The organism is Paraburkholderia sp. RL18-101-BIB-B (assembly GCF_046026985.1).
Classification (GTDB): domain Bacteria; phylum Pseudomonadota; class Gammaproteobacteria; order Burkholderiales; family Burkholderiaceae; genus Paraburkholderia.
On the sequence record NZ_JARESV010000004.1, the window covers coordinates 167,588 to 187,559 of the forward strand.

The 19,972-nt window shown below is 61.2% G+C and carries 19 protein-coding genes; 12 read left to right on the top strand and 7 right to left on the bottom strand.

Annotated features, from left to right (window positions below):
- Positions 1 to 39: 39 nt before the first annotated feature.
- Positions 40 to 810 (top strand): SDR family oxidoreductase, encoded by a 771-nt coding sequence (locus P0D73_RS09115; RefSeq protein WP_408430985.1) that lies wholly within the window; start codon positions 40 to 42, stop codon positions 808 to 810.
- 109 nt (positions 811 to 919) lie between these two features.
- Here the strand turns inward: P0D73_RS09115 and P0D73_RS09120 are convergent, their stop codons facing one another.
- From P0D73_RS09120 to P0D73_RS09130, 3 genes are all read right to left on the bottom strand, one after another.
- Positions 920 to 2,356, bottom strand: a complete 1,437-nt coding sequence (locus P0D73_RS09120) for an MFS transporter (protein ID WP_132379022.1) — start codon at positions 2,354 to 2,356, stop codon at positions 920 to 922.
- Between the two features lie 51 nt (positions 2,357 to 2,407).
- Positions 2,408 to 2,779 carry a nucleotide pyrophosphohydrolase gene (locus P0D73_RS09125; RefSeq protein WP_408177350.1) on the bottom strand — a complete coding sequence of 124 codons (372 nt, stop codon included), beginning with the start codon at positions 2,777 to 2,779 and terminating at the stop codon, positions 2,408 to 2,410.
- Positions 2,780 to 2,930: 151 nt separating this feature from the next.
- Entirely contained in the window at positions 2,931 to 3,662 is a 732-nt protein-coding gene (locus tag P0D73_RS09130; RefSeq protein WP_408177351.1) for a glycosyltransferase family 2 protein, read from the bottom strand.
- Between the two features lie 403 nt (positions 3,663 to 4,065).
- Here P0D73_RS09130 and P0D73_RS09135 point away from each other — a divergent pair, with 403 nt between their 5' ends.
- Positions 4,066 to 4,785: a YrzE family protein gene (locus P0D73_RS09135; protein WP_408430988.1), complete on the top strand. Its 720-nt coding sequence runs from the start codon at positions 4,066 to 4,068 to the stop codon at positions 4,783 to 4,785.
- Between the two features lie 212 nt (positions 4,786 to 4,997).
- A complete protein-coding gene (locus P0D73_RS09140) occupies positions 4,998 to 5,504 on the top strand; it encodes a phasin family protein (RefSeq protein ID WP_408430991.1) in 507 nt (168 codons plus the stop codon).
- 293 nt (positions 5,505 to 5,797) lie between these two features.
- On the opposite strand, the gene P0D73_RS09145 is transcribed toward P0D73_RS09140, so the two are convergent.
- Positions 5,798 to 7,240 carry a M6 family metalloprotease domain-containing protein gene (locus P0D73_RS09145; RefSeq protein WP_408177354.1) on the bottom strand — a complete coding sequence of 481 codons (1,443 nt, stop codon included), beginning with the start codon at positions 7,238 to 7,240 and terminating at the stop codon, positions 5,798 to 5,800.
- Positions 7,241 to 7,661: 421 nt separating this feature from the next.
- Between P0D73_RS09145 and P0D73_RS09150 the strand changes: the two genes are divergently transcribed.
- From P0D73_RS09150 to P0D73_RS09165, 4 genes are all read left to right on the top strand, one after another.
- Complete coding sequence (locus P0D73_RS09150; RefSeq protein ID WP_408286326.1) at positions 7,662 to 9,209, top strand: metallophosphoesterase family protein; 1,548 nt, start codon at positions 7,662 to 7,664, stop codon at positions 9,207 to 9,209.
- A gap of 24 nt (positions 9,210 to 9,233) precedes the next feature.
- Positions 9,234 to 10,031, top strand: a complete 798-nt coding sequence (locus P0D73_RS09155) for a hypothetical protein (protein WP_132379036.1) — start codon at positions 9,234 to 9,236, stop codon at positions 10,029 to 10,031.
- 271 nt (positions 10,032 to 10,302) lie between these two features.
- Positions 10,303 to 10,860 (top strand): glycine zipper domain-containing protein, encoded by a 558-nt coding sequence (locus tag P0D73_RS09160; RefSeq protein ID WP_408320192.1) that lies wholly within the window; start codon positions 10,303 to 10,305, stop codon positions 10,858 to 10,860.
- A gap of 112 nt (positions 10,861 to 10,972) precedes the next feature.
- Entirely contained in the window at positions 10,973 to 11,509 is a 537-nt protein-coding gene (locus P0D73_RS09165) for a universal stress protein (RefSeq protein WP_408320190.1), read from the top strand.
- 201 nt (positions 11,510 to 11,710) lie between these two features.
- Here the strand turns inward: P0D73_RS09165 and P0D73_RS09170 are convergent, their stop codons facing one another.
- Positions 11,711 to 12,415, bottom strand: a complete 705-nt coding sequence (locus P0D73_RS09170; protein ID WP_408320221.1) for a GntR family transcriptional regulator — start codon at positions 12,413 to 12,415, stop codon at positions 11,711 to 11,713.
- Positions 12,416 to 12,625: 210 nt separating this feature from the next.
- On the opposite strand from P0D73_RS09170, the gene P0D73_RS09175 reads away from it, so the two are divergent.
- The 5 genes from P0D73_RS09175 (at position 12,626) to P0D73_RS09195 (ending at position 18,714) form a co-directional block, all read left to right on the top strand.
- Positions 12,626 to 13,900, top strand: a complete 1,275-nt coding sequence (locus P0D73_RS09175; protein ID WP_408430994.1) for a glucarate dehydratase family protein — start codon at positions 12,626 to 12,628, stop codon at positions 13,898 to 13,900.
- Positions 13,901 to 14,008: 108 nt separating this feature from the next.
- Complete coding sequence (locus P0D73_RS09180; protein ID WP_408320186.1) at positions 14,009 to 15,337, top strand: MFS transporter; 1,329 nt, start codon at positions 14,009 to 14,011, stop codon at positions 15,335 to 15,337.
- A gap of 47 nt (positions 15,338 to 15,384) precedes the next feature.
- Positions 15,385 to 16,674 carry an MFS transporter gene (locus P0D73_RS09185; RefSeq protein WP_408320184.1) on the top strand — a complete coding sequence of 430 codons (1,290 nt, stop codon included), beginning with the start codon at positions 15,385 to 15,387 and terminating at the stop codon, positions 16,672 to 16,674.
- Positions 16,575 to 17,174: a DUF302 domain-containing protein gene (locus P0D73_RS09190; RefSeq protein ID WP_408430997.1), complete on the top strand. Its 600-nt coding sequence runs from the start codon at positions 16,575 to 16,577 to the stop codon at positions 17,172 to 17,174. Before P0D73_RS09185 ends, P0D73_RS09190 begins: the two co-directional genes overlap by 100 nt.
- A 115-nt stretch (positions 17,175 to 17,289) precedes the next feature.
- Positions 17,290 to 18,714 (top strand): cytochrome P450, encoded by a 1,425-nt coding sequence (locus tag P0D73_RS09195; protein ID WP_408431000.1) that lies wholly within the window; start codon positions 17,290 to 17,292, stop codon positions 18,712 to 18,714.
- Positions 18,715 to 18,855: 141 nt separating this feature from the next.
- On the opposite strand, the gene P0D73_RS09200 is transcribed toward P0D73_RS09195, so the two are convergent.
- Positions 18,856 to 19,665 (bottom strand): alpha/beta fold hydrolase, encoded by an 810-nt coding sequence (locus P0D73_RS09200; protein ID WP_132379048.1) that lies wholly within the window; start codon positions 19,663 to 19,665, stop codon positions 18,856 to 18,858.
- Between the two features lie 153 nt (positions 19,666 to 19,818).
- Positions 19,819 to 19,965 (bottom strand): DUF3563 family protein, encoded by a 147-nt coding sequence (locus P0D73_RS09205; protein WP_243658347.1) that lies wholly within the window; start codon positions 19,963 to 19,965, stop codon positions 19,819 to 19,821.
- Between the last annotated feature and the right edge of the window lie 7 nt (positions 19,966 to 19,972).

Consider the following 19,972-nt stretch of genomic DNA (forward strand, 5'->3'; position numbering starts at 1 on the left):
ACTGAACCGCGCTTCATTCAACCAATCAGGAGAAGCAACATGTCCAGCAAAGTCGCAATCGTGACGGGCGCAAGCCAGGGTATCGGCCGTTCCACCGCCATCAGACTGGCGCGAGATTTCGATTCGATCGTGCTCGTGGCGCGCAACCGCGCGAACCTCGAAGAGACCGCCGTCGAGGTGAAGAAGGCCGGTGCCGAAACGCTCGTTATCGACGCCGACCTCTCTGAGCCCGACGTCGCCCGCCAGGTCGTCGACGAGACGCTCGCGATCTTCGGACGGATCGACGCGCTGCTCAACATTGCAGGCGCAGTCCCGCAGATCGACGTGCTCGAGATGACCGACGAGCAATGGGAGCATGGTCTCGCGCTCAAGCTGCACGGCGCGCGACGGTTGACGATCGCGGCGTGGCCGGCGCTGAAGGAAAGCTCAGGATCGGTCGTGCTGATGTCCGGGAATTCGGCACTGTTTCCCAAGGCGCCCTATGCGGCGGTGGGCACGATCAACGCGGCGATCGTGGCGCTCGCGAAAGCGTTCTCGGATCGCGGCATCGCCGACGGCGTGCAGGTCAACAGCGTGCTGCCAGGGCCCGTGATGACCGGCCGGCGACGCTCATACCTGGAGCATTGGGCGCCGCTGCACAACATGTCCGTCGAAGAAGCGACGGCAAAGTTTCCCGTTGAAGCCGGTATTGCGCGTTACGGCACGCCGGAGGAAATTGCCGCGTTGATGGCGTTCGTCGTGTCGCCTGAGGCGCGCTGGATGACAGGATCGACCTTACGGATGGACGGTGGAGAAGTGAAGTCGATTTGAGCCGCGGGCCGCGATGCTCGCGTGTCGCGGTTTATCTTTTAAGCTGGGCGTAGAACATTGCTTGTGCGGTTCAGTGTCGAATATGTCGAGAGCGCTTTCGACTGTTTCGTCATGACTTCTCGCCCGCCCTACGATGTCCGCTGACATGCGCGCCGGCATCGGGTGACAGCGAAAAGACATCGGCTATCGCGATCACGCTCAATACCGCCATCATCAGAAACGCGATGGTGAAATCGGCCGGAGCCAATGTTTGCGCATCGTGTCCGTGCCACCACGCCGCGATCCGTAACGCAATCGCGCCGGCTGCAACGCCCATGCCCATCGTCATCTGGCCCAGGGTGCTCGACAAGGTGGACGCGCCGCTCATCTGCTGCTTGGGCACATCCGCGAAGCCGAGCGTGTTGATCGCAGTGAATTGCAACGACCGCGCGACGCCGCTGACGAATAGCGCAAAGAGGATCCATCCATACGGTGTGGAGGCCGTTAGCAGACTCATGCTCGCCAGCGTCACCGCGGCGAACGCGCCGTTGTACAGAAGCACCGTGCGAAAGCCGAAGCGCCGCAAGATCTGCGTCGTGACGAGTTTCGTCGACAGATTGCCGGCGAATACCCCGAGCGTGAGCAAGCCCGACTGAAACGGATTCATGCCGAAGCCGACTTGAAACATCAACGGCAGCAGAAACGGCACCGAGCCGATCGCGATCCGGAACAGCGACCCGCCACCGATCGCCACCATAAACGTCTTGATCCGGAACGCCGACAGATCGACCATCGGATGCGCGCTGCGTCGCAGATGAAACCACGCCGCCGCGCAAGCCGCGAGACCGATCGCCAGAAACAACAGCGCCGTGCGCCATGACGTGTCGGCGCGGCCGATCGCCTCCATCGCGTACATCACCGACGTGCCCGCCACGCCGGTCAACACGAAACCCAACATGTCGAACGGACGACGATCCGTGTCGCGTTCCGCGCTGATGAAGCGCCACGCCAGCGCCACGCCCACGAGTCCGAGCGGCACGTTCAGATAGAAGATCCAGCGCCACGACGAATACGTGGTGATGAACCCGCCCAGCGGCGGTCCGAGGACTGGCGCGACCAGCCCCGGCCACGTGATGATCGAGATCGCGCGCATCAGGCCTTCCTTCGGCGTGGCGCGCAGCACGGCGAGCCGTCCGACCGGCACCATCATCGCGCCGCCAATGCCTTGCACAATCCGCGCGCCGGTGAATTCGACCAGGTTGTCGGTCAGTCCGCACAGCACTGATGCGGCGGTGAAGATCGCAAGCGCAGCCGTGAACACCGTGCGCACACCAACCCTGTCGGCGATCCAGCCGCTGATCGGGATGAAGACCGCGAGCGTCAACAGATACGACGTGATGCCGATGCTCAGTTCGACCGGCGTGATGTGAAACGAATGCGCCATCTGCGGTAGCGCGGTTGCGATGATCGAGCCGTCGAGGTTTTCCATGAACAACGCGGCCGCGACCAGCGATGTGATTAGAGAGGAAGCGCCGGGGCGTGTGGTGGCGGATGACGAAACCGACATCGACTGACACTCCTGAATTGCGGGTGAGGCTGGGGGGAAGGCTCGTTGACTCTAGTCTTCGTACTCGGAGTACTTGCGTGAGTCGCCGCGTACTTTGTCGGCGGGATATTTTTCCCGATTGAGCGCCATCTTTTCCACCACAGCCTGAAAGAGGTCGACATCCATCTTGTCTGCAAGGCGAACGAGGTACACCAGAACGTCGGCCATCTCATGCCGGATAGCTGTCTGCTTCGCTTCGTCGAGTTCGCTTTTGTCACCCGAAACAAGCCACTGAAAAGGCTCCAGTAGCTCGCTTGCCTCGACACTTAACGCTGTCGCCAGATTCTTCGGCGTGTGGAATTGGTCCCAGTCACGCTCGTCGACAAACTCGCGGATGAGTTCGCGCAGTTCCAATAGGTCGTTTCGCAACTCCGTCTTTTTCACGTTGCTCCCGTGCTGTATGCGTGGATCGATCGCCGAGTCCGATAGCATACTTGCAGGCGCCCGTCTCTGCCAGGTTGACGGGGTTGCTTGCGACAGGTGGTGAGCGCAGGGAATCTCACTCACTTATCCCACGTTGAGTCAGGCGAAGCAGTTAAGGCGCAGCGTCGAAACGCTCCGAATCCTCGCACGCCTGCGATACTGTGTCATTCGCCATCCCGTCCGCCGCAGCCAATTGCAGACTGACCGCCCGCAGCGCCGCGCCGAAGCCGTTAGGCGCGCGCGAATCAAGACGGGCGCTGGTCACCACTCGCGTTGCGGCGCTCCAAGCGACGGATGCGTTTGCGGCAATCAGCGCTTCGACGAATGCCACGTCCTCATTGGATGCGAATGGTCTGAATCCGCCAGCCGCCACGTACGCCGCCGCGGACACGCCCAAATTCGCGCCGTGAACATGGCGGTGCCCGTCGCGGTCCCGATAAGTCGTCGTGAAGTCCCTGCGGACCGCGGCACCGTGTCCGGCCCAGTTCTCGATACTGATGACTCCACACACCACGTCGGTTCGACAGTTAAGCTGCTGCACGAGCCAGTCTTCCGCAACCGTTGTGTCAGCGTCGCTGAAAGCCAACCACCGGGCGCCCTGCGCCAGCGCTGCCTGTGCACCCATCGCGCGCGCCGCGCCGACGTTGCGCATCTCCACCGATAAGATCTGCGCGCCCAGCGACGCGGCGATCAGCCCCGTGCCGTCAGTGCAACTGTCCATCACCACAAAAATACGGACTTCCTCGCCCTCGAGATTGGAATGACGGGACGCGCGAATAATCGACCGGATGCACTGACCGATTAGATAAGCCTCGTTATGGGCTGGAATGACGACGGCAAGCATGGTTTCTCCATTTCTCTTCTTGGACCGTCTTTTCCAGGGGACCGTCACGGGTTACACATCGGATGGGCATCACTTCGTAAAGACCGCTCAGCACGCGCTGTGCCAGTTCGCCGGTACGTTGCGTTTCGCCGCGCCAGTCCCGTCGAACGGTTCCTGCAGGAGCTTCGTAACTATCGACACTGACCCATCGCGTCGACAAAACAGCGCGAAGTGGATTCCTCTTTCCAGCGACATGTGCCCGGCGAAATTCATCCCGCTGACACCGACAAAGAGTTCCCTTGCATCGCAAATCGGCAACTGATCGAGTTCAAGGAATGCCGGGAACAGCCGTTGCGCGGTGCAAATGCATGAACACAACCATCTTGCGTTCATTCCTTTTAATCCTTCATGTCACAGGCTAACTATGAAACTCCTCACTACCCAGAGCGGACTACCTCGCGTTTCGTGGGGTTCTGTGATCGCAGGCGTCATCCTCTCGCTGATCGCCTACCTCATCCTCAGTGTGCTCGGCACGGCAATCGGCACGTCCGCGCTCTCGCCCCTTTCCCGTCCCAATCCTCTGCAAGGATTCGGCTTTGGTTCAGGCGTCTACCTGATCGTGATGACCGTCATCGCAGTCTTCATCGGTTCCTATTTCGCAGGACGCTGTGCCCCCGTACTCGGTTGGCTTCACGGCCTGCTCGCGTGGGCGGTGATGATTCTCATGGTTGTCTACGGAGCAACGTCGCTGCTCGGAAGCGCGGTGAGCGCCGCCGGAAGCGTCGCGGCGACCGGCGCAACGGTCGGTGCGGCAGCCGGTCCGTCAGGAACCGCCGGCACGATGGCGGGCGCCTTGACACAACGCGTTCAAGGCGCGGTTGCCTCCGCGACCGCTGAAGCCTCGAGTCCGCAAGCCGAAGCCGATGCACGTCAGGCAGCAGACACCGCAGCACGCGGCGTAGCACGCGCCTCGTGGTTTTCGTTTGCGGCACTCATTGTCGGCGCAATCATCTCCATCGTCTCGGGGCACGCCGGATTTCGTCATCAGCCGCCGTTCGAAGAAGCCGGCGGTGCGTCGACCGATGACGACGCTCTGCTGCGCCGCAACTCGACCCGTGCAATGCCAGGCCGCCCGGTTGCCTGATTGATCCCGTCGAGCCTCCTGACCGCGACGCGCATCGAAGCGACAACTTGCCGGATGCGCGCCGCGTTCTCCTCGGAAATGCCCGTTGATCCGCCTCGCCCGACGCATGCATGCCAGACCACCGGCGCTGGAATGACGGTTGCTGACTGGCTCAATGCCGGCATGTGCCTGCCCCATCACCCTCACTCTCACTCTCACCGAGCCTTTCTCCTATGCACGCTGCTACTGTGAACTACTCTCCCCTCTTTCGCCGCGACACCGATCTTCCCGGCGCCTTCGACTGGATGGCCTGCGCCGTGGCCGGCCTGGAGAAACTTGTCGAATTGAATGTGCAAACCGTAAAGACATCTCTCCGCGAACAGGAGGTGTTAGCCGGAGCGGCACTTTCTTCACGATCATTGAATGAAGTGATCGAACTTCAGTCGCAGCAACTGCCTGCCGCGCTGAAAAAGACGTTTGCGTACTGGCGGCACGTCCAGGAGATCGCCGTAGAAACTGGAGGAGGACTCGCTTCGGTTATGCAAACGAGCTTCCAAAGTCTTGTGACGACGCTGCAAGCGCCAGTCGACATCGCGACATCGGCCGCTAGTGAGCAGGGCCGTACCTCGCGGCTGCTTTCGACGTATCCGGCGAGAGCCACGGCCGGGACGCCAGCTGCGATCGTAAACAGTTCCGGAAGAAAGATTTCTGACAACGAGTCAGGCGGCAGCTTCCACTAGGACGTGCTTTGCAGGCATCGGCCGATGCATGGCCGATGCGCAGGCACCGAGAGTTCAAGCATGCGTGCCGCCAGAGATACTTGCTGCGCGAATAGCAAGCCACCGTATGCGTGCACTCGCCCGTGAGCGCTGGCACTCACTTACTCTGGGGTTCGCAATTGAGCCAGTAACCGCTCTATTAGATTGGCAGGACCATTCGGGGTAGAAGAGTCCCTACCTCGCGCGCGGAAGGCTCGCCCGAACGCGTTAATCTCGTCCCATCCGGCCTTCGCCGATGGTGCGCCGCGCCCGTCTCACTCCATCGTCACGCTAATTTTCATCTTGTCAGCCCCTGGCGTGCCCGATACGGCGATCGTCACACCGCTCCATTTGCCATCGGGCAAATGGAGCGCGGGCTTGGTTGCCTTGCCGATCGAGCGTTTGGTGCCGTTCGGATACAGGTCCGTCGAGTCACCGCGATTGCCCTGTCCGAAAATCTTCGCGAGATCGCGCCGGTTGTCGGCCTGCATCAGTTCGATCGCGAGATGCTCTTCGTCGTTGACGTTGTCGATCCGCTCGTCCACCACGTAGATCGCCACGCCCTCATCCGGCGAAAACGCGTCCTGTCCGCGTCGCCGCCGGTACTCGACGATGATGTACTGCTCCTCGACCATCCGCGCAGCGTTGTTGATATAGACAATGCTGCCGCCCTCAGCCGCGGGTTCGAGGTCAATGTTCTTCGTCGTCTTCGTGACGAGCCTCGGTTCGATCCAGCTATGAAACATGCGCAGCATGCCGTTCGGAAGCACGGGCGTCAGCCCGTTGTTGCCCCACGAGCCCGCCGCCATCAGACAGTAGTTGCCGAGCCCGTTCGACTGCATCTGCTGAACGCGGCCCGTATCGTAGTAGTCGGCCCAGCGCGCGGCGAGATGTCCCCATTCGTGCGCACATACGCCCATGTTGCAGTCTTCAGGCACCGTCAGATAGGTTTGCACAGTAAGGTTGGGGCCAACCTTCACGCCGTCTGGAATAACCCATTTGTGGCTCCATACATCGTCGCGCGACAAGGTCTGTTCCGCTCCGCCGCCCGCATGGATGATGAAGAGCGCCGTGACCAGATGCTCGCCGAGCATGTCGTACGGAGAGAAATCGACGCCGGCCTGCTGCGCCGCCAGCACGGCATTGCGCGCGATGCCCTGGGCGTTGCGCGGAAACGTGCCGTCCATGCCCGAACTGCCGTCCGTGTAAAAGCTCAACGGCTGAGGCAGGCGAAACCAGCCGAACACCTTGCCCTGCACGTCGATGCCCTTTCCCGCCGCGCCGTCGAAGTTGCTGACCGTGCGGTAGTAATCACGCATGCTGCCAGTGGGAAAGACATGGTCGGCGCTGAACAGCATCTGCTCGAAGAACGCAGGGCTGCGGTTGACGTCATGGGGGCGATCGGGAAAATCGACCAGCAATACCAGCGTCTGAATGACACCCTTGAGCAGTCGCGGAGGACGTTCGATCAGTTGCTTGCTGGTGCTCGATGAATGCTGGAGCGCGCCGTCGTCGAGGCCCACGAAATTCTCGCCGCGCCTGCTGCTGCGCCAGACCGAATAGTACTGATCGAACGTCATGCTCTTGGGCAGCCTGCGCTTTTCCTTGAGCTCCATGAAACGCGCATAGAGCTGGGCGATTGCATCCGGCGACAGCGGCACGCGACAAAACGCGTGGGTGCAAACATGATTGCGGATAGGCTTTACAGAGCGGCGCATGGCAATCACCTCCGTTCATCAGGGTCGAAGACAGGCTCTCAGGGATTCACGTCCCCGAAGCGTTCCTGCATTTCGGTGTCGATCTTCTTGACCGAATGCAGCTTCCCCGGATTGCTCTCTAGCCGGTCTGGTCAGTCGTCGGCGCACCAGTTTTCTTTTTGCTTTCACACGGCTTTCATACGCCTAGCGCGCCTGATTGAATGTTGACTGCCGCACGTTGCAGCGAAATTGATCTCCTGTCTGGCGGGCCGGAAAACCCTCATTACAAATTGTCAGGTCAATTTCTATGCTGTGTTGAGAGAATTTCATCTCGATCGAGTGGGCCATCGAGTCCCGTGTCCGTCCGCGCAACTTCGATTGCGCCGGACAGGTATTGCCCGTTCGAAACACAAAGAACGAATCATTCTTCCGGATCATCGAAATGATCGTGTCTCTTGTGAATCACGTCGCCGATAACGCCACGACGTTGCGCGTATGGGCGGGTGTTCTCGCGGCTACCAATGGCACCGCGTCGGCGCTGGCCTGGACACTCGGCGGCAAACCGGTTGTGCCTTCGACAGTACGCCCGCTGCAGTGCTGGAAGGTTCAGGGAAAGCTCCCTTTCTGCTCTACGGTTGTCGAATTCAGTGGCCTTGCGCCGGCTTCCGAGCATGAAGTCGGATTGAGCGTCGACGCCGTCGCACCCGTCGTGCGCTCATTTCGCACCCTGCCTCAAGCGATCCCGCAGGAATTCGGCGAGCGATTCAATCTGCTGCTCCTGTCATGTTTTCACGGCGCCCAGGACCGGCATGGCGAAGCGGGCAGATGGATCTCTTCCTATAAGCCGCGTCCAGACCTCGTGCTGTTCGCGGGCGATCAGGTTTATCTGGACCTGCCCACGGAACTCAACTTTTCGAATGACCAGGCCTGGCTTGAAGCGAAGTTTCAGGAAGACTACGTGAGCAACTGGTATGCGCCTGGTGCGTCGCCAGCGAACGGAAGCGGCATTCCAGAAGGGTTTCCACAATTGCTATCGCTGGCGCCCGTCGCGTCGATTCCCGACGATCACGAGTACTGGAACAACGCGCCCTTCAAGAGTCCGCTGATTCAGAACAGTTGGACGGAAGCGGGCAGGGACCGCTGGCGCACCGCAGCCGAAATCGGCTTCAGCATGTTTCAGCAAGGCTACCCGGGCCCGATGGGGCAGCCACGCGTGATCGACATAGAGCCTCTCACGATCCTGCTGCTGGATACGCGCAGTCAGCGCGAAAGAGGCGTCGGCAATGCGCCGGATCACGAGACGATGCTCGACCCGCCAGGGGCGCTGCTTGGCAACGCGGGCCGCAACGCACTCGCTGCATGGGTGAACACGCTCGTTGCCTCCGCGAACACACCCAACCCCCGCTACGGTTTTCTATTGACGGGACAATCGCTCTTTGCCGATCCGGCGAGCGCGTTCGATGGTCATGTTGCCGACTACGAACTGGCGAACTACGAAGCCGATTATCGCTTCATGGTGGAACAGATAGAACGCGTCTCGACGGCGGGCTTGCCGCTGACCTGCCTGACCGGCGATGTTCACTGGGGCAGGATACTGCGCGCCGATACGTTGAATCGTGGCCCTGTCTATGAAGTCATTTCATCGCCCACGTCGCTGGTCAAGTCGATCGGGATCGACGAATTCAAGACAATCAAGTCGGCGATTACCGGCTGGTTCGGGCCACGCGACCCTTGGCCCACGCACCCTAACCCCGGCGACCCGCCATCGAGATTCGGCAGCCTGGGCGACTATCAGTCGCTCCTCCTGCCGACGACGCTCAACCCTCGCCCCTCTTCATCGATGAGAGGCAATCTTGCGCTGATGCTCTGCATTCAGCGTGTGGGCGGCTCTCTCGATGTTCAGGTCGACTACGTGCCTCTTCATCGAGATCAGGAAGTGAATGCGAAAACGCGTTGGAGCGCGCATTTCAAACTGACGGCTGCTCACTGAAACGCTCAAAGGGAGTCCACCATCATGTCAGTCATCGCACGCCGGTCAAGAGCGGCAGCACGCAATAAGAATCTACTCGCGCTGACACGGCAGAAGAAGGAGGGCAACGTCGTGTGGATCAATCGGGCGCTCAAGAGCGTCCCGTTGAAAGGCATCAAGGAGCACAGTTTCGTTCTGTTGATCGGCGGCGCCGATCCGTTGTCGTTTCGCTTGAGACTCGCGCAGGCGCACGTGCGCAGTGACATGTCGCCGAGTTCGTGGTCGCAGGCGATGTTCGTTGGCGTGAAAAGCAAAGCCGCGACAAAGGACACGGAAGTGACCAGCGTGTCGCTTTCGCCCGACGCATGGTATCCGCCGGACGGATTTGCGCCCATCTGCAATGCGATCCAGACAAGCACACTCGCACATATCGATTCGCCCGAACAGTATCCGAACCTGGCGCTCATCGTGTGGCCCGTCGCGGGCGAAGCGATTCAAGCGAGTCTCACGCAACTGCGCCGTGAGCGCATGTCGATTGATCTGTCGAGCCTGCTGCTGCGTTGGATAGGCTATGCGTGGGGTTGCGGTGTGCCGTCGAATCCACTGGGCGAAGGCTTCGGCATGCCTTCGGCTGCGATGCTGGAGACGGCGTATGCGGCCAATGGATTCGATCTCACGCCCGGACTCGAGAGCCGGTCCAGCTGCCCCGAGGCGATCTGGCAGTCGGCAAGCTGGTGGCACGAGTACTACAACAAGGACGTCGAGAACCCGCAATACATCTACGGCGCATTCACCCGCGAGCACTATCTCGTCGACGCATCGTATTTTCCGAGCGGAGGGTGATGCCTTCTTGCGCTTACGCCGCTCTCACTAGCCGTGTCTACCAAACACGATTGACCTGCTAGCCGCTCGCGTACGCGGCAAGAAAGCAGGTCCACGGGCTCTCGAACCGAACGAACGACCTGCGTTCTCCCCCAAATCGGTCCGCGTGCCCGCCCTCCCCGCTTTTCACCAGTCTGTTACACACCCCCGCCGGCCCTGCGCAGCGTCAAGCTAATTCAACGCTAACTGTGCGCGCTCAGGATGGCGTCATCGAATCAGGGGACGTGACATCATGAAACTCTTAAGAACCACTCGTATCGCCTTGCCCGCATGCTTGATCGCCGTCGCGCTTACCGGCTGCGCCGTCATGCCGCCGACTGGCCCGTCAGTCGTCGCATTGCCGCCAAGTGGCAAGCCGATTAGCGTGTTCCAGCAGGAAGACTATGCATGCCGGGACTACGCATTCCGCTCTGACAATGCCGCCGGGCAAACACACGGTGCAATACCATCCGGCGTCGGCAGCAGTGCGATCGGAACCGTGGGCGGAGCGGCCGCCGGCGCGCTGCTCGGCGCCGCGGCAGGCGACGCCGGCGTCGGCGCAGCGATCGGTGCGGGCGCGGGCCTGCTGCTCGGCAGTGCTGTAGGTGCAAACGGCGCGCAAGCCACTTCGGCCAATCTGCAGGCGCGATACAACGCCGCCTACGCGCAATGCATGGCCTCGAAAGGCAACACTATTTCCCAGCCGGCCGTCTATACCACGAGCCCCGTCTACGCTCCGCCTCCGGTTGCGTACGCCCCGCCTCCTGTCGTTTACGGCTATCCGCAACGCTTCGGCTACTGGTCTTATTGATTGCTTCAGCTAATTTTCCGCTCACTCCACCGAGTGATGATGCGGTCATGGATCACGAACAGCTCAAGTCTGCTGTCGTGTCTGACTTAACCGCTACATGAGGGCGCTCAACATGTTTTCGAAAATCCTCGTCGCAATCAGTGCAAGTTCGGCCGATACCGTCCTGGCGTCGGCCATTGAAACCGCACGCAAGTACCACGCACAAATTGTCGTGCTGCATGTGGTCGACCCGACGCCCTCTTATCTGGGAGCCGCTGACGACAATTTCGGCTTGATCGTCGAGGCAATGAGCGCGCACGGACGCAAAGTCGTCGCGCATGTCAGGAATGTACTGGACGATCAAGCGCCTGAAGCGGAAGTCCGTATGGTTATGCTGCCGATGTGCGGCATGACGGTCGGCCGCGCGATCGCCGCTGTTGCCGAGGAGACGGGTGCTGACCTGATTCTTCTCGGCAAACGAAGCACGTCCCGGTGGCGCTGGTTGAGTGAAGACGTTGCATCGGAGGTAGTGCGCCGCTCCGGCAGGCCAGTCCAGATCGCGGCCGATGCAATCGCATTGAGTTCGGCGCGTCATGCCGGCGCACGTTGGGCTGATGTATTTACCGCCCGACGCCGACCGGCTAAGACGCGCGTACGGGCTAGCGTTTGACAACCGTTTTTTGGAGGTTTCGCCGCGACGGCGCGCGTTAGTGGCCTACGTGAATCGAGCGAATAGTGGCGAGCGAGCTGTCGCTTCGACGAATGCGGCTGGTCGTTCTTCGAGCGTCATCAAATGGCGACCGACGACGGCCATCGCCGAAATCGGCCGATCGAGTTTCGACGGTGCTTGCACACGCTCCTCCGAGCGCATTCAGACGTCAGTCAAAAAATTCGGATGCCTCGTGCGGATCTCATCGACCTGGTTCAGCGTACCCGAGAGATGCGTGCGCAGCGCCGCCTGCGCGGCCTCGGCATCGCCCCTTTCGATGGCATCGACGATCTCGGTGTGATCGCGCACCACCGCCATCGTCTTGCCCTCCACCGGCAGGTGCAGGCGACGCAGCCGGTCGATGTGGCCGCTCAGTCTGCGCACCAGATCCCAGAGTTGCGGCACGCCCGCCGCCTCGTACATCTGGCGATGAAAGGCCTGGTCGAGCAGCGAGAACTGCTCGATGTTCTTCAGGTCGCGCACTTCCATCTGCCCGGCAATCGTGGCGCGCAACTGAGCGATCAGTGCGGCGTCGCGCTGCTCCGCAAGCGTGCGCACGATTTCCAGTTCGATCGAGCGGCGCAGGAAGTGCGCCTGCAACGCGGAAGTCACATTGATCTGGCTGACCACTGTGGCGTGCTGCGGAAAAATGTCGACGAGGCCTTCCTCACCGAGCTTCATCAGCGCGTCGCGCACGGGCGTCTGACTCAGACCGTACTGAGTCGCCAGATCGGCGCGAGAGAGCACCGTGCCGGGCTCCAGTTCGAGGGACAGGATCATTTCGCGCAGGCGTTCGAATACTTGCGGCGCGGCATGGCGGGACCGGTCGAGCCGGGTCGCCCTCCTCGGGGAAACGTTGATTTTCATGGCAGGACCAGAAGCGTGGGCGCGGGTGGGCACTGCTGTTTCCACCCGCTGAAATATTAATACTATAGCCGACGCCCACGCGCTCCCGGCAGGCGTGCAGCCGTTTTCAGCAGGCTGGGGGGGTGTGGGTTTTCCCCACTGACGCACTAATACATTAGTGCTTTACCATGCGCCCATCCCCTTCAAACCCTCCCATTTCCGGACGCCGCCATGACTCGCGACATCACCGTCACTCAGGTGCGAATTACGCCGATCGCCTTCCGCGACGGCCCTCTGCTCAACGCTGCCGGCATCCACGAACCGTGGGCATTGCGCGCCATCGTCGAGTTGGAGACGAGCGATGGCCGCGTCGGCATCTCGGAGACATATGGTGACGAGCCGATGCTGCGCGTGCTCGAGCAGGCCAAGGCGCTGGTGATCGGCCTGTCGCCGTTCGACCTGAACCGGATGGAAGAACGCGTGCGTGCGGCGATCAAGCCGAGCTCGGGCGCGGTCGAATTCGAACTCGCCCCCGGCTCGCACTCGGCCAAGAACGCGCCGAAAGTCATCAGCACGCTCGAAGTCGCGATGCTCGACTTGCAGGGGCAAATCGTCGGCGCGCCGATCGTCGATCTGCTCGGTGGCAAGGTTCGCGACGCAGTGCCCTACAGCGCCTACCTCTTCTTCAAGTACGCGGAGCACGTCGACAAGCCCTATGCGCCCGATGCCTGGGGCGAAGGCCTTAGCGCGAAGCAGATCGTCGCGCAGGCGCGTCGCATGATCGACCTGTACGGCTTCCAGAGCATCAAGCTCAAGGGTGGCGTGTTCGAGCCGGCGCACGAGATCGCGTGCATGCGTGCGCTGCATCAGGCTTTCCCCGGCGTGCCGCTGCGCCTCGATCCGAACGCCAACTGGACGCTCGAAACGAGCATCGCGGCCGCGCCCGAACTCGACGAACTGCTCGAGTACTACGAAGACCCCTGTCCGGGGCTCGCAGGCATGGCCGAGTTGGCGAAGCACACGCGCCTGCCGCTCGCGACCAACATGGTGATCACGACCATGGAAGATTTCCGCCGTGGCGCCGAGATGGGTTCGGTGAAGGTGTTGCTGTCGGATCATCACTACTGGGGTGGTCTGCGTGCGACCCAGACGCTCGCGCGCATGTGCAAGCTGTGGGATCTGGGCATGTCGATGCACTCCAACTCGCACCTCGGCATCAGCCTGATGGCGATGACGCACGTCGCGGCGAGCATCCCCAACCTGACCTACGCGTGCGACACCCATTACCCGTGGCAGGAAGAAGAAGTCATCAAGGGTGGCCGCGTGAGCTTCGACAACGGCGCGCTACGCGTGCCCACCACACCAGGCCTCGGCGTCGAACTCGACCACGACCGACTGGCCGAACTGCATGCCCAGTATCTGTCGTGCGGCGTGCGGAATCGCGACGACCTGAAGCAGATGCAGAAGTACGACCCGAGTTTCAGCGGTAAGAATCCGCGCTTCTGACCCGACCAGATGTGCCGCGCGCGATGTGCATTGCCACTCGCAACTATGTTGCATGAGATCTGAGTAAGTGCTGAAGCGCCGACTCTGGTCCACAACGGAGACAAGCCGATGAGCAGACCCACCCCGGCCGCAGCCGGCCCGGACCGAGCGGACGCGCTGGCAAGCGCCGTACGCAAGATCAAGTGGCATGTGCTGCCGCTCTTCGTCGTGATGTTCGTCGTCAACTACATCGACCGGGTGAACATCGGCTTCGTCCGCCAGCATCTGAGCGCCGATCTGGGCATCGGTGCCGCGGCCTATGGACTCGGCGCGGGGCTCTTCTTCGTCAGCTACGCCGTCTTCGAAGTGCCGTCGAACATGCTGCTGCAGCGCTTCGGCGCGAAGGCGTGGCTCACGCGCATCATGTTCACGTGGGGTCTGGCCGCGGTCGGCATGGCGTTCGTTCGGGGCGAGACGTCGTTCTATGCCATGCGGTTGCTGCTCGGCGCAGCCGAGGCGGGCTTCTTTCCGGGCGTCATCTTCTATTTCACTCAATGGCTGCCGCGCGACGAGCGAGGCAAGGCGATGGCGATCTTTCTCAGCGGCTCGGCGCTCGCCTCGATACTCTCCGGGCCAATCTCCGGCGCGCTGATGCTGATCAGCGGCTGGGGCCTGCACGGCTGGCAGTGGATGTTCGTGATCGAAGGCATGGCCTCGGTGGTGCTGGCCGGCTTCATCTGGTTCTGGCTCGACTCGAAGCCGCGCGACGCCAGATGGCTGAGCCGCGCCGAACAGGACGCGGTCGTCGCCGAGATAGAGGAAGAGCAGCGCGAGCGCGATGCGGCGCATGCGGTCAAGCCGTCCGTCTTGACTCTGCTACGCGACCCGCAGATCGTGATCTTCTGCGTGATCTATTTCTCGGTTTCGCTGACGATCTACGGTGCAACGTTCTGGCTGCCCAGCATCATTCGCAAGATGGGCCATTTCAACGATTTCCAGGTCGGGCTATTCAATTCGATCCCGTGGCTGATCTCGATCGTGGCGATGTACTTCTTCGCGATGCTCGCGGCGCGTTTCAAGTTTCAGCAGGCATGGGTTGCGTGTGTGCTGTTGATCGCCGCGCTCGGCATGTATGCCGCCGGCCAGGGCAGTCCGATGTTCTCGTTCGTCGCGATCTGCTTTGCGGCGATTGGTTTTAAAGCCGCGTCGGCGTTGTTCTGGCCAATTCCGCAGGGCTACCTGGATGCGCGGATTTCCGCGGCGGTGCTGGCGTTGATCAATTCGATCGGCAATCTCGGCGGTTTCGTTGCGCCGGCGGCTTTCGGCTTGCTCGAGCAGAAAACCGGATCAATCGAAGGAGGGCTCACGGGGCTGGCCTTGATGTCGGTGGTGGCAGCCGGGGTCGTCTTCTTTTCCCGAATGAAGCCTCGCGAGGGGCGGTCCGCCCTCGCACTGTAGGCGGTGCGCGAACCAGTTTGCCTGATTACAAACTTCCCGGAGACACGATGAAAATTTTAGAAGTCCGTTCCGTCGCCGATCAAACGGCCGTCGGACGATACAGATGGACCATCTGCGCGCTCATCTTTTTTGCAACGACGATCAACTACATGGATCGCCAGATGCTTGGGCTGCTCGCGCCGCTGCTGCAAAAAGACATAGGCTGGAATCAGGTCCAGTACGCGCAGACTGTGATGGTGTTCACGGTCGCCTATGCAGTGGGTCTCGCGACGTTTGGTCGAATCGCGGATCGGATCAGCACCAAAGTGGTCTACGGCAGTGCCATGGCGATGTGGAGCCTGGCCGCGATGCTGCACGCGATGGCGGCGACCGTCCCCGGCTTCGCGGCCGTGCGCGGATTGCTGGGGTTCGGCGAGGCGGCCAATTTCCCTGTCGCCATCCGCACCACAGCCGTATGGTTTCCGAAGAAAGAGCGGGCGTTGGCCACGGGCCTGTGGAACATGGGCGCAACCGTCGGCGGGATCGTTGCGCCCGCATTCGTACCGATCGCCGCTGTCATGTGGGGCTGGCGTGCGACGTTCATTGTGGGAGGGGCGGCCGGTTTCGTGTGGTTGGCAGTGTGGCTGCTCGTGTACCGTCCTCCGGCGGAGCATTCGTCGGTATCAAAGCGCGAGCTGGATTACATCAATTCGGATCGGGACGAAAGCGTTGAGCAACCCGTAGGCTGGCTTTCGGTGCTGAAGTACCGCGAAACGTGGGCGTTCATTTTCGGCAAACTGCTGACCGATCCGGTGTGGTGGTTTTACTTGTTCTGGCTGCCCAAATGGCTCAATGAGTCGAGGCACATCGACATCGGCGATCTTGGACTGCCGTTGATTGTCATCTACACGATGGCATCCGTCGGCAGTGTGGCTGGAGGATGGCTGTCGTCCCGGTTGATGCAGCGTTCCCACAAACCTAACGTCGCACGCAAGATCGCGATGGGTGTCTGCGCGCTGTGCGTCCTCCCGATTGCCACGCTTTCGCTCTTTCAAAGCCTCTGGTACGCAGTCTTCGCCGTCGGACTTGCCGCAGCGGCTCACCAGGGGTGGTCGGCAAATCTTGTCACGACCGTCGGCGACGTGTTTCCGCGCCGGATGGTTGGCACGGTGGTCGGTATCGGCGGCGTGGCAGGGATGATCGGCTCGTTCTTCTACTCGGGAATCATCGGCGAGACGTTGCAGCGCACCGGTCAGTATTGGGTGCTCTTCGCTGTCGGTGCATCGGCTTATCTGGTCGCGCTCGGCATCATTCATCTGCTGATGCCACGCATGACGCCTGTGAATCTGGAGCAATAGACTGCACTCTGCTGAGGGTCTTCGGCAACCCCGAGACTGGCAGGCCATTGATGCAACGCGCGCCAACTGCTGCGCTGGATCTTCCACTTGAGGTGCTCGTCTGGGAGGATGCCAATGGCCGTACATGGTTGGCATTCAACTCCATCGCATATCTCCGTCGTCGTCACTGTCTTCCGCATGATTTGATGAGGCCCGTCAGTGGCGTGGCCGCCCTGGTGGAGGCGGCCGCTGCGCAATGGAACCTTCGAATGCAGCTCCCACACGCTTCAATGCACTCAAGTGACGGCAGCTGTTTGTCGGAAACCAACAGGCACGTGTCGTGCGCCAACCACCTAACGACATCCGAACATCCCGATGTTCGTGAGCCCGACTTTCTCGGCCATCGCAACCGGCAATATCGCGATTGGTTCTCGCCATTATTTGTCAGCCTCTTCATACATTGGTTCGAGTCTTCATGTAACGTCAACGGCGAAGTAAAAAGGCGTAGACGCATTAGATAAAGGCTTGTAGGAGAGACTTGCGACTCTAGCCGTGACCTATGCTTGGACGATACGGTGTCGTCATTACGATCCCGATCTTCATACCATTGCTAAGGTTTCCTGACGGAGATGAACCATGGCTATTGCGTCGGCAGGAACCTTCAAGTTGCGTGAAATCTCCGATCTTCCGGCGCCGCGAGGCCTCCCGCTGATTGGAAATGCGCACCAGTTGACGCCATCGCGCGCGCATCTCATTCTCGAACGGTGGGCGCAGGAGCTTGGCACGCCCTATCGTTTCCAGATCGGCTCACGGCCTGTGACGGTCTGGGACGACACGGAGTTGTGTCATTCGATTATGCGCGAGCGGCCAAACGGATATCGGCGGTATTCGCCGATTGAGGAAAATCTTGACGAGATGGGCAGCAACGGCGTGTTTTCTGTCGAGGGCGCCGCATGGGAGCCGCAACGAAAGCTGGTGATGCAGGCGCTTTCCGTGGCGCATATCAAGGCGTTCTACCCCACCCTGGCGGCCATCACCGAGCGCCTCAGAGTACGGTGGGAACGCGCCGCGCGCAGCGACCGCGTGTTCGAGATGACCGAAGATCTCAAACGCTATACGGTCGATGTGACCAGCGCGCTCGCATTCGGCGACGATCCGGGAACCCTGGAGCAGGACGGCAACGTCATTCAGGAACATCTGGCGTTGATTTTTCCCACGCTAATGAGCCGGATAAACGCTCCGTTCCCCTATTGGCGATACGTCAAACTGCCACGCGATCACCGGCTCGATCACGCCCTGGCGGAAGTGCATCGCTACGTGCGCTTGACGATGAATCGTGCGCGCGAGCGCATTCGAGACCAGCCTCATGACGAACCCGGCAATTTACTCGAAGCCATGCTGCAAATTCGCGACACACCGGGCTCTGGTATCACCGATGACCAGGTGGCGGCCAACGTGCTCACCATGTTGCTCGCGGGCGAAGACACCACGGCGCATTCGATCGCGTGGGCGCTTCTGTATCTGAGCGCCGACGATGCGTTGCAGAGTCGGGTTTCAAACCGGTCACGCGCCGTGTTGGGAGCCGCTGGCGTGTGCCCGACTTACGAAACACTCAAGACGCTCGACCTGTGCGAGGCCGTGTGCACTGAAGCGAGCCGGTTCAGGCCCGTAGTTCCCGTTCATGCGTTTGAGCCCCTGCAGGACGTCGAGCATCGCGGGATTCACTTGCCTGCCGGTTCCAGAATGTTCTTCTTGACGCGCCCCTCCATGCTGGACGCGAGCAACTTCGAGCATCCGGACAAATTTGATCCAGAGCGTTGGATGCATGAACGAACACCGGAGCGCGGAGCGCACGAGACGCGCGCGCATTTGCAGTTTGGCGGGGGACCGCGGGTATGTCCTGGCCGGCATCTTTCGACGGTCGAAATGCGGCTTGTTATTTCAATGTTATCGGCCGGGTTTGTTTCGCAACTTGCAGTCGATACGAGTTCTATTCGGGAAGTGGCCGCGTTTACGATGGTGCCGGATAGGATGCCAGTGCGGCTTTATATGCGGCAGTGATTGTCCGTTGGCAACACGTGAGCGCGGTCATCGAGTCGTGAAAATGTGATCGATGTCTCGTGGCAACAGATATCGCGTAACGCTCAAAACAACCTTGGTTTGTCTGCTGTACGTGCTTATTGGTTTACTCAGGAGACCGCTTCAAGCCGTCGCATCCGCCTCGGCAATATGCCGCACGATCATGGCGTTGACGCTGTCGGCGTGCGTGAGCGGCCCCATGTGTCCTGCACCCTCGACGATTGCAAGACGCGCAGCGGGCAGCAGCATCGGCAGCCGCTCGGCGATCGCGCGCGTCGGGACGGGCGCGTGCTGGCCGCGCATGATCAGCGCCGGGACACGCAGGCCGGTGTATGCGCTTGCGGGCGTGCGTTCGTCGAGCAGCGCGCGAAAGTCGAGCGGCGCCTTTGGCGCCCAGCGTGTGAGTGCCGCCTGCACCGAGGGCCGCAACGCTTCCCATGCGCCCCGGCCGCCCCAGTAATCGACGAATGAAGCCGCCGCGCCCCGATAGTCGCCACAGGTCACGCCATCGGCGGTGCGCTTCGAGATGGCGATGATTTCCGCGAGCGCGTACGCTCCGTGCGCGCCCATCACCTTCAGCAGATGAAACGCCGAGGGCTCGTAGAGCGTGATGCTCGCGATGCGCTCCGGCCGTTCGACGGCCGCGCGCAACGCCACGCCACCGCCATACGAGTGCCCGACGAGATGCACCTTGCCGCGCGAGGCGTCGATGATGCCGATCGTCCTCGCGGCCTCGTCGGCGAGCGTGAACGCGCGCTCGCCGCTCCACGGGCCCGTGCTATCGCAGCCGTAGTGCTCGGGCGCGACGAACGCGTGGCGCGAGCCCAGCGCTTCGCCGAGCTTGCGCCATTGCGCCGCTCCCGAGCCGGAGCAGTGCAGTGCGATCACCGACGTTGCGGATGAGAAGGCTTGCGAAACGATAGTGCTATTCATGTCGTTCATGGAACTCAGGAGTTGGGCGCACGGATGCCGGATCGCGGAAGTCTCTACTATCGGCGCGGTGCGGGCGGCTGGCTATGATCGAGACGCCGGAGCGCATGTCCAGGCGTCCAAACTGATTGAGAGAGGGCGCGTTGGTTTGTCGCGTCAGCGGTCAATCTCCGTTAAATGCATGCGGCGTTCGAGTTCGCCCATGTCGGCGGCGGACGCGAGATATTCGTCACGACGACTGTGTTCAGCACGGTCAAGTGCCTTTTTCAGCAACGGGTAAAGATAGATGAGCAAGATAAGCAAGACGTCC